This is a genomic window from Faecalibacterium sp. Marseille-Q4137, from assembly GCF_017377535.1.
GTDB classification, from domain to species: Bacteria; Bacillota; Clostridia; order Oscillospirales; family Ruminococcaceae; genus Faecalibacterium; species Faecalibacterium duncaniae.
Genome location: NZ_JAFREK010000062.1, coordinates 1 through 8974 on the forward strand (window position 1 = coordinate 1; position 8974 = coordinate 8974).

Genomic DNA, 8974 nt, shown 5'->3' on the forward strand with positions numbered 1-8974 from the left:
CAAACACTTCCCCCTATCCCGATGAAGTCATCGACCGTCTGGCACGGGCATTCTATCCGGCCATCCTTGCCTGCTGGAACAGCGAGGAAGGGCAACGGTCACTTGTCGGGGCAGAGGCCCCTCCATCTTGCTAACGCAAGACCGTTCGGTCGCTTAAAAGCCCCACTGGGGCTTTCATTGCTCCGCTGCGCTGCGCAAACGCGAGCTTGCCTATGGCAGGCGGAACAGGCTCATCACACCACCAGTAAAGAGAAACAGAGCGTTCCCGACGAGGAACGCCCTGTTATACATATCGCTGTTGTCTGTGGCTTTTGGCAGGGTGCGTCCGGGTGGGCGCACCCTGTTTTTTTACTATGATTCATCATTTTCCACGCGCAGCATCCGGTATCCGACACCAACATGGGTCTGGATCAGATGCGGCGCATCCGGGCATCGTTCCAATTTTTTGCGCAGGGATGCCATGTAAACTCGCAAGGAAGCAATGTCATTTTCCTGCGTACTGCCCCATACTTTCTGCGTGAGGGAGGTATGCGTCAGCACTTTGCCCACATTATGCGCCAGCACACACAGCAGCTTGTACTCGATGGGGGTCAAATGCAATTCATTCTCGCTCAGCCAGACGCACCCGGCCGAGAAGTCGATCTTTAAAGGACCATTGACAAAAACCGGGCTATTTATGCCGTCAGAAGCCAGCAGATTCAATCGGCGCTGCGTCACACGCAGTCTTGCCAGCAGCTCATCCACGGAAAACGGCTTTGTCAGATAATCGTCTGCGCCGTTGTCCAATGCTTCGATCTTATCAGTATCCTCGCTCCGGGCACTCAGGACGATGATGGGCAGGTTCGACCATGTGCGGACGCTGCGGATGACCTCGATGCCGTCTATATCGGGCAGTCCAAGATCCAGCAGCATGATGTCCGGATTGTGGCTGGTAGTCATCATGATTGCCGTTTCCCCATTGGAAGCAGTCAGATATTTATAGCCGTGGGTCTTCAGGGTCGTTGTGATCAGACACCGTACAGGAACATCATCCTCTACGACCAGAATGGACGGCTTATTCATGAATGTTCACCTCGCTTTGCGGCAATGCAAAGGAAAAGACACTGCCATTGGGAATGTTGTCACGCAGGGTCAATGTTCCGCCGTGAGCAGTCAGGATCGCTCGGCAGAGGGGCAAGCCCAGTCCAAGGCTGCGGTGGCTGTCTGCGATGCGGCTCTGCCCGGTATAAAACATCTCGAACACCTGTGCTTTTGCGCAATCCGGAATGCCGGGACCGTTATCTGCAACTTCCACTACGATCTGATGGTCTTTCCGATAAGCCGAAATCTGAATGACCGAGCCCACGGGGGTGTATTTGATGGCGTTATCCACCAGATTGACAACGACCTGCATGATCAGCCGTGCATCCACATTGACCAGGAGGATCTCGTCCCCATACTGTGTTGTGATGGTGTGTTCGCAGCTTTTCCGGTTGACATGATGCAGTGCTTCTTCGATCATCTCATCCATCAGCTGCGGTGAGATCTGCAGATTCATCCGACCATCCTCAATGCGGGTGATGGAAAGCAGATTTTCCACCAGACCGATCAGCCATTGTGCATCGTCAAAAATATCGGTGCAGATCTTGTTCCGGGTGTCTGTATCCAGCGTTTCTCCGTTGGAAAGCAGATTGCTGGCATTGCCGGAAATGGAGGTCAGCGGGGTGCGCAGGTCATGGGAGATCGTGCGCAGCAGGTTTGCCCGCAGCTCTTCATTCCTTGCCTGCAATGCAGCTTGCTCTTTTTCCAGCGCATTTCTGCGGTTTTCGATTGCCAGCGCACCTTCGCCCAGAATGGAAAGCAGCACACTGTTTTCAAAGGCATCCAGCGGTTTTTCAGACAGGTCGATCCCAACCACTCCAAACACGCCGCCTCCGGTCCGAAGTGCAAGATAAAGCCCCTTTGCGTCCGGGTAGCTATCCGTGCCTGCACCGGAACGCTTTTTGTTTGCAAATGTCCAATTTGCTGCATTCCGTTCTTCCGGTGCAGAAAAGATGTTTTGCACCGTTTTCCCGTCAACCCAAAAAACCTGTTCTGACCCAAGATCTCCGTTTTGTTCCGGGTAAACGATCAGGCTCCGGTTCAGCAGCTTCATCAACTGGGACGCTGTCTGAGAGAGGATTTCTTCCTCGCTTTTTGCTCTCTGTAAAAGCTGATTTGTGTCAAACAGTATTTTTGTACGGAACGCTGCCTGCGCAGACATTTTTGCATGATCCTTCAGCCGCGTTGTCAGGGTGCAGGTAATGATTGCAGAGGTCAGCATCAGGGCAAATGTAACCTGATAACCGGGATCATACGCATGGAATGTCAGGCGCGGTTCCGTCAAGAAAAAATTGTATAGCGCAACACTGGCAATGGAGCCCAGCACACCGCAGGTGTAACCGCTGGTACACAATGCGGTGAACAGCACCCCCAGCATATAGAACGTAATAATGTTATAGCGCGCAAAGTCCAATTGTAAAAAAAGAAAGCCGATGAGCGTGATGCAGCTCAAAATGCCTGCGGTGACCAGTAAATCGCGGACAGAAGGCAGAAACGGACGGATGAACAGCTTCCGTCCTGAACCGTAGCCGTTCTCTGCAGAAGCATCCGGGATGATGTAAATATCCAGATTAGGCGCAGTCAGCGTCAATTTTTCAGTCAGTGACGGTCCACTCCAGAAATGGCGGCGATGTACGCTGGAGCGCCCCAGCACGATTTTTGTAATGCCGGAGATGCGGGCAAACTCTGCAATCTGCTGCGGAATGTCATCCCCGTAGATCGTAGAAATGTCGGCACCTGCCTGCTCTGCCATACGAATGTGCTGCTGCAAGCGCCGACGATCTTCTTTTCCCATCTGATCCGAATCCGGAGTCCGGACATACAGAGCTGTAAAGGTCCCGCCGAACGCCTTTGCCATCGTTGCCGCCGTCCGCACGATCTTTGCATTGGAGGGAGAGGACGACAGACACGCCAGAATATGTTCAGTGGGTGGGTCGTTCTGATTCATAAAGATCACCTGCCTTGCCCACAGTATAGCACAATTTGATGGTCACGACCACCAGCCACGTCTTTTTCCTTCCTGTCGAAGGATCTCCTTCCGCATGTGATCCAGCGCATCTGCTGCCCAAAAGCCACTCAACATGACTCCAAGAACCATCAATAACAAAGCGACATCCATACGATCCGTCCTATCTTTTCAGAGCCGGAAACACTTTTGGATCAATGCGTATTTCCCCAAAACCAGTATGCTTTCATCCCGGCACAGCTGCGTATCCGGCGTAATGTTCATATCGAGCTTTCCGTCTTTTTTCAGCGCAAGAATATTGATGTTATACTTTTTTCGGATATTGATCTCGCCGATCGTGCGATCCATCCATTCCGGCGGAATGGTCACTTCCATGATGGCGTGGTCGTCCTGCAGCTCGATATAATCGAGAATGTGTTCGGAACTGTATCGGATCGCTGCCCACTTTGCCAGCTGCTTTTCCGGGTAGACCACTTCATCCGCACCGTTGCGCAGCAAAAACTTAGCTTGTACATCCCGCTCTGCACGCGAGACCACAAGCTTTGCCCCCAATTCTTTGAGCAGTGATGTTGTTTCCAACGAACTCTGAAAATTACCGCCGATCGTTACGATGCACACATCAAAATTGCCAACACCAAGGGAGCGCAGAAAGTATTCGCTGGTGCTGTCACCGATCTGTGCATTCGTCACATAGGAAAGCACAGCGTTCACACGGTCTTCGTTGCTGTCGATCGCCATGACCTGATGACCCAGCTCATTCAGTTCCTGCGCAATATGGCGGCCAAAACGGCCAAGCCCAATCAAAAGAATCGATTTCATACCTGTCTCCTTTATCCGATTGCGATTTTCTCCTGCGGCAGACGAGAGTGGGCAGGGCTGCTGCCAAATGCCGCATAGATCAACGTCAATCCGCCAACACGTCCCAAAAACATCAGTGCGATCAGCACCCCCTGCGAGAGGATGCCCAATTGCGGCGTGATGCCCAATGTCAGACCTACCGTTGCCACAGCCGAAGCAGTTTCATACAGACAGACCGACATCGGCAGCTGCTCTGCCGCAGCAATGACAAAGGCTCCGAGGAAGAACAGCGTCAAATACATCCCTGCAATCGTAGCAGCATTCTTGACCGCGGAACCATCTATGCGCCGCCCGAAAAATTCGGCATCTTCTCTGCGGCGGAAGGTCGCCCACATATTGGCCAGCAGAACGGCAAATGTTGTGGTTTTCATGCCGCCTGCCGTAGAACCGGGCGAACCGCCCAACAGCATCAGAACCACCATCAATGCCTGTGAAGTGCTGCCCATCGCAGCAAGATCGGCGGTGTTAAAACCGGCAGTACGGGGTGTAACGGATTGGAACATCGACAATAAAATGCGCTGTCGGGCAGAGCCTGCCGTGAACTCGAAACAATAAAAGTACAGCGTCGGCAGTACCAGAAGAAATGCCGTTGTGACAAGGATCACCTTGCTCTGCATCCGGTAACGGCGAAAATCAAGGCGATATGTATAAATGTCCTCCCATGTCAGAAAGCCAAGGCCGCCAAAGACGATCAGTGCAGCGATCACTGTGGTAAGCAATGGGTCACCTGCATACCGTGTCAGCGAAACAAATTTTGCCCCCTCTGTTCCCAGCAGGTCAAAGCCAGCATTGCAGAACGCCGAAATGGAATGAAACAGCGCGTACCAGATCCCGCGCAAACCATAATCGGCGCAGAACGTCGGCAGCAGCAGTGCAGCACCGACCAATTCAAACAGGGCGGTGATCCGCAGAATAAAGCCTGTCAGCCGCACGATGCCGCCCATCTGCGGGGCAGCCGTAGCTTCCTGCATCGTGCTGCGCTGCTTGAGGGAGATTTTTCGCCCGGAAAGCAGCGCAAAGGCAGCACCCACCGTAATGACGCCCAATCCTCCGATCTGGATCAGAAGAAGGATCACGCTCTGCCCAAAAGCCGACCAGTAGCTGCCGGTATCCTGAACCACAAGGCCGGTCACGCAAAGGGCGGAGGTAGAGGTAAATAATGCCTCATGGAACGGTGTGACGCATCGTTGCTGTGCAGCGATCGGGAGCATCAGAAGCAATGCGCCCACCAGATCAACTGCCGCAAAACCTGCAATAATGACCTGAAAAGAAGAAAAACGGTGCTGCCTGTAACGAGGATATTGAATCATAAAAGCTCCTTTACCTATCCGTGTGCATAAAGATTAGCATGGAATAAATAAAAGAGCCGTAAAGAAAATTGTAGAAGTATAAAGATTTCATTAAAATCGATCAGCCAACACTAAATAACAAATGCTGGACATCACCAGCACAAAAAACGGTAATATCCAGCATTCATTTAGCTTTCTAGTCCATGGCTTCCAGCCACATTCTTCAAATATTCCTCCTGGTCACCGTTCAGAATCAAATCCGCATAGCCCAGCTTAAGCCACCTTGGTTTTTCGCAGATACCCCCATGCTGCCAATCCAACGAGCAGAACGATCTTGACCGGTGCCGATGCCAGCAGTACATCTGCCTGAAAAAAGGCATGCCTGCCTGCATAGAGAAAATCAAAACTGATCATTTTATACAGCAATGCGTTGGAAAGCCCAATGCCTCCTGCCGGAAGCAGGGTGGACAGCCATTCTCCAAAGGAGCCCGGCACGACCATATAAACAATCAGCGGTGCCACCACACTGATCAGCGCCACAGACAAAGCGGTCAGGTTGTTCTTTGCCCATACGGATGCCATCAGCACAAAGGCCACCTCCGCAAAGAAGATCAGGAAGTTTGTCACCAGCATGATCCACTCCATCTGGCCAACGGTATACGGCAGCAGGCTGGTCACAGAAAACAGCCATTGCACGGAAGTTTTGGTACTTTCCCAACCAAACAGAGCATTCGTGACCAGGATCCACACCACACCGCAGAGCAGATACGCCGCCCCTGTGATACTGAACGCCGCCGCCAGCTTTGCCGCTGCTAGCCGCAGACCGCCGTTTTTTGTGCACAGTTGGATGTCCTGCGCCCCGGTCTGTGCATCCGATGCAAACACCGGGGCCGCAATCACCGCGCACAGCAGGGTGAGCAGCAAGCTCAACAGGGTCTGGTAATCCATTGCGTCTGAACTGACCCCAAATGAATAGGTGAACGGTTTTTGTACAGCATCGAACTTTTTCTGTGCAATGGCCTGCGCCTGCTCATAGCCGGGCTTTCCGCTTTGTTCCAGCCAGATCACCGATTCCAGCCGTTTGGGGAGCTGGCTGTAAAAGTTCTGCATATCCTCTGCGGTCAGCCCCATCACGCCCGGTGCCATGCCGGTTTTCGAGTCGGCAAAGGCTTCCTTTGCGTTGTTCACAAGAGGCTGATACCGGGCAAGTTCTTTATAAAACACCTCGACCGGGATATCGTTGATAGAGCTTGCATCATGTTGCCGGTACACCCGCTGATAGGCTTCCAGTGCTTCCTGCATGACATCCGGCGTGATGGTACCGGATACCTGCTGCTCCTGCCGTTTCCGGATTGCTTTCAGACCCGTGTAACGCACTTCGTTTCCGCTGGCATCCAGTTCCGTCCAGCCGATAAAGGTCACCGGCAGATATGCCATGACCACGGCCAGCACCAGCGCAATGGCCAGCAGAATAGCTGTCATACGGGTTTTGCACACACGTTTCAATTCCAAACGATACAGGTTCATTTTGCTTCCTCCATTTCCTCCGGGAACAGCCACAGATACAGATCTTCCAGCCGGGGCTGTGCCGGGACGCTGTCCGGCAGCTGCGGTGCATCCGCCAGATACCGCAATGTTACCGTTCCGTCCGGCTCGTTGCGCAGGTTCACTACCCGCAGCCGGTATTCCCACCGGGCAAGCTGTTCCATCGGGATATTCCCCTGCCAGACTTTGGCTTCGATCTGCTTTACCAGCCCTTCGGTGGTGTCCTGTGCAATGATTTTGCCAGCCTTCATCACGGCATTTTCGGCCGCAATGTATTCCACATCCGAAACGATATGCGTTGAAATGAGAACGATCCGTTCCTGCGCAAACTCCGACAGCAGATTGCGGAAGCGCACCCGTTCTCCGGGGTCCAGCCCTGCCGTAGGTTCATCTAAAATCAGAATTTCCGGGTCGTTGAGCAGTGCCTGTGCGATGCCTACCCGGCGCTTCATACCGCCGGAAAGCTTTATGATCTTTTTGCGGCGCACCTCAGTGAGGCTTACCCGCTCCAGCAGTGCGTCGATCTGCCGGGCAGCCTCTGTACGCGGCAGACCCTTGAGCGCCGCCATATATTCCAGATAGTCCTGCACCGTGAATTCCGGGTAAAACCCGAATTCCTGCGGCAGATACCCCAGCTTTTCCCGGTAGGCCGCACCAAGCATCCCAATCTCCACCCCATCGCACAAAATCCGGCCACTGCTGGGCCGCAGAATGCCCGCCAGCATCCGCATTAAGGTTGTTTTGCCTGCACCATTCGCCCCCAGCAGTCCCCACACACCCGGCGTGAGCGTGATGGACACATCATCCACCGCCGTTTTATCCCGGTATCGCTTTGTAATATTCTGAATTTTCAGTTCCATGGCTTGCTCCTTTCAGCCTTCTGCAATATATTCTGACCGGGCGGCAAGCCGGATGCACTGCAACACCATACAGAGCACCAGCATGCCCGCCGCCAGTGGCAGGCCTTTCGGCAGTTCCGATAATTGCACGAACCGCAGCAAACACAGCTGCCCTGCAAACAGCGGTACAGCCCCGGTCATCATCCATTCCGGGCGCACCCAGCTCAGCAGCAGAAGCAGCTCATTGTTTGCGGTTAGGAATGGCACGGTCAGCACCGCCAGCAGTTGCCCGATGCTCCATGGCACGGCTGCCCGCACATTGAGTACCAGCACTCCCAGCAGGATCATTTCCCCCGCCAGCAGCAGCAAAAACCGCATCACCAGTGGACGACCGATTCCTGCATATGTGGCTTGTTCCAGTTCAAGCATCTTATATTGACTTGCCCGGTATAAAAACGGCAGACCGAGCAGGGCTGTCAGCATAGCAAGTGTGCTCAGACCAAACAGTGCATTGCGTAATGTCCATGCCTTCTCCCACAGGGCAAGTTCCCGACCCACACTGTACAACGCCAGTGCCGCCATTGCTTCCAGCACCCAGACCTTCCAGCCCAGCAATTTGAATTGGCAGTGCAGCAAATCACGCCAATCACTCCGTTGTTTTACGACATGTTCCGCCCGGCAACGGCGCAGCAGCGTTTTCGGTGCGGCTGTGTCAAGCTCTGTCGCCAGTGCTCTGGACAGTTCTTTTTCAAAGGCTCGATTCATCTCCAGTCCTCCTTTTCCAATTGCATTTTCAAGGTTTTCAATGCGGCACGCAGGCGGGACTGCACCGTGCGCAGGGGCAGACCTGTGATCTGCGCGATCTCCCGCAATTTAAGCTGTTGTGCGAACCGCAGCAATACCAGTTCCCGCTGTTCCGGCTCCAGCTGGGCCGTCAGCGCTCGCAAGTTTGCTTTCTCCTCTGCCGCAGCAAAGCCACTTTCCTGATAGGCGGGTTCGCCCGGCAAGCTTTCCAGCGATACCTCCGTCAGCTCCATCGTACGGTTCAGATCGATGCAAATGTTTTTTGCGATTTTGTACAGAAAGGGACGGAATGCCCCCTGAAATCCACCACAGGAATCCAGCCAGCGCACCGCTTTCAAAAAGGTTTCCTGTGCTGCATCCTGCGCCTGCTGCTCGTCCGCTGTATGCCAACGGCAATAGTTCAGAATTTGTGGATAGTACGCTGTAATCAGAGTGTCCAGCGCACCCGTATCTCCGCTCTGCGCTTTCCGCAGCAATAATTCTGTCTGGATATGGTTCACCCCCTTCCCGTCTATTAAAACGTCCCATATCATCAAAATGATTTCTGTTTTTTCAAAAATTTCAAATAATTGCCTTTATTATGTTCTTATAGC

The 8974-nt window shown here is 53.3% G+C and carries 8 protein-coding genes and 1 pseudogene; all 9 read right to left on the minus strand.

The genetic code is table 11. The annotated features are described in order from the left end of the window. Window positions 1–351: 351 nt before the first annotated feature. Window positions 352–1062, minus strand: a complete 711-nt coding sequence (locus J3353_RS14910) for a response regulator (RefSeq protein ID WP_156061837.1) — start codon at window positions 1060–1062, stop codon at window positions 352–354. Then, complete coding sequence (locus J3353_RS14915; protein ID WP_156061836.1) at window positions 1055–3028, minus strand: DUF4118 domain-containing protein; 1974 nt, start codon at window positions 3026–3028, stop codon at window positions 1055–1057. Before J3353_RS14915 ends, J3353_RS14910 begins: the two co-directional genes overlap by 8 nt. Window positions 3029–3217: 189 nt before the next feature. Beyond that, entirely contained in the window at window positions 3218–3865 is a 648-nt protein-coding gene (locus tag J3353_RS14920; RefSeq protein WP_117534951.1) for a TrkA family potassium uptake protein, read from the minus strand. 11 nt (window positions 3866–3876) lie between these two features. Next, the gene (locus tag J3353_RS14925) at window positions 3877–5214 is read right to left on the minus strand and encodes a TrkH family potassium uptake protein (protein ID WP_207685149.1); all 1338 of its coding nucleotides are present in this window, start codon (window positions 5212–5214) and stop codon (window positions 3877–3879) included. Window positions 5215–5381: 167 nt separating this feature from the next. Further along, window positions 5382–5465 (minus strand): annotated as a pseudogene (locus J3353_RS16410) (DUF6061 family protein); the annotation flags it as partial. Between the two features lies 1 nt (window position 5466). After that, on the minus strand, window positions 5467–6720 hold the full coding sequence (locus J3353_RS14930; protein WP_207685150.1) for an ABC transporter permease subunit: 1254 nt from the start codon (window positions 6718–6720) through the stop codon (window positions 5467–5469). After that, window positions 6717–7598, minus strand: a complete 882-nt coding sequence (locus tag J3353_RS14935; protein ID WP_207685151.1) for an ABC transporter ATP-binding protein — start codon at window positions 7596–7598, stop codon at window positions 6717–6719. The genes J3353_RS14930 and J3353_RS14935 overlap by 4 nt, the downstream gene beginning before the upstream one ends. A 12-nt stretch (window positions 7599–7610) precedes the next feature. Beyond that, the gene (locus J3353_RS14940; protein ID WP_207685152.1) at window positions 7611–8342 is read right to left on the minus strand and encodes a hypothetical protein; all 732 of its coding nucleotides are present in this window, start codon (window positions 8340–8342) and stop codon (window positions 7611–7613) included. Continuing rightward, entirely contained in the window at window positions 8339–8881 is a 543-nt protein-coding gene (locus tag J3353_RS14945) for an RNA polymerase sigma factor (protein ID WP_370569215.1), read from the minus strand. Before J3353_RS14945 ends, J3353_RS14940 begins: the two co-directional genes overlap by 4 nt. Between the last annotated feature and the right edge of the window lie 93 nt (window positions 8882–8974).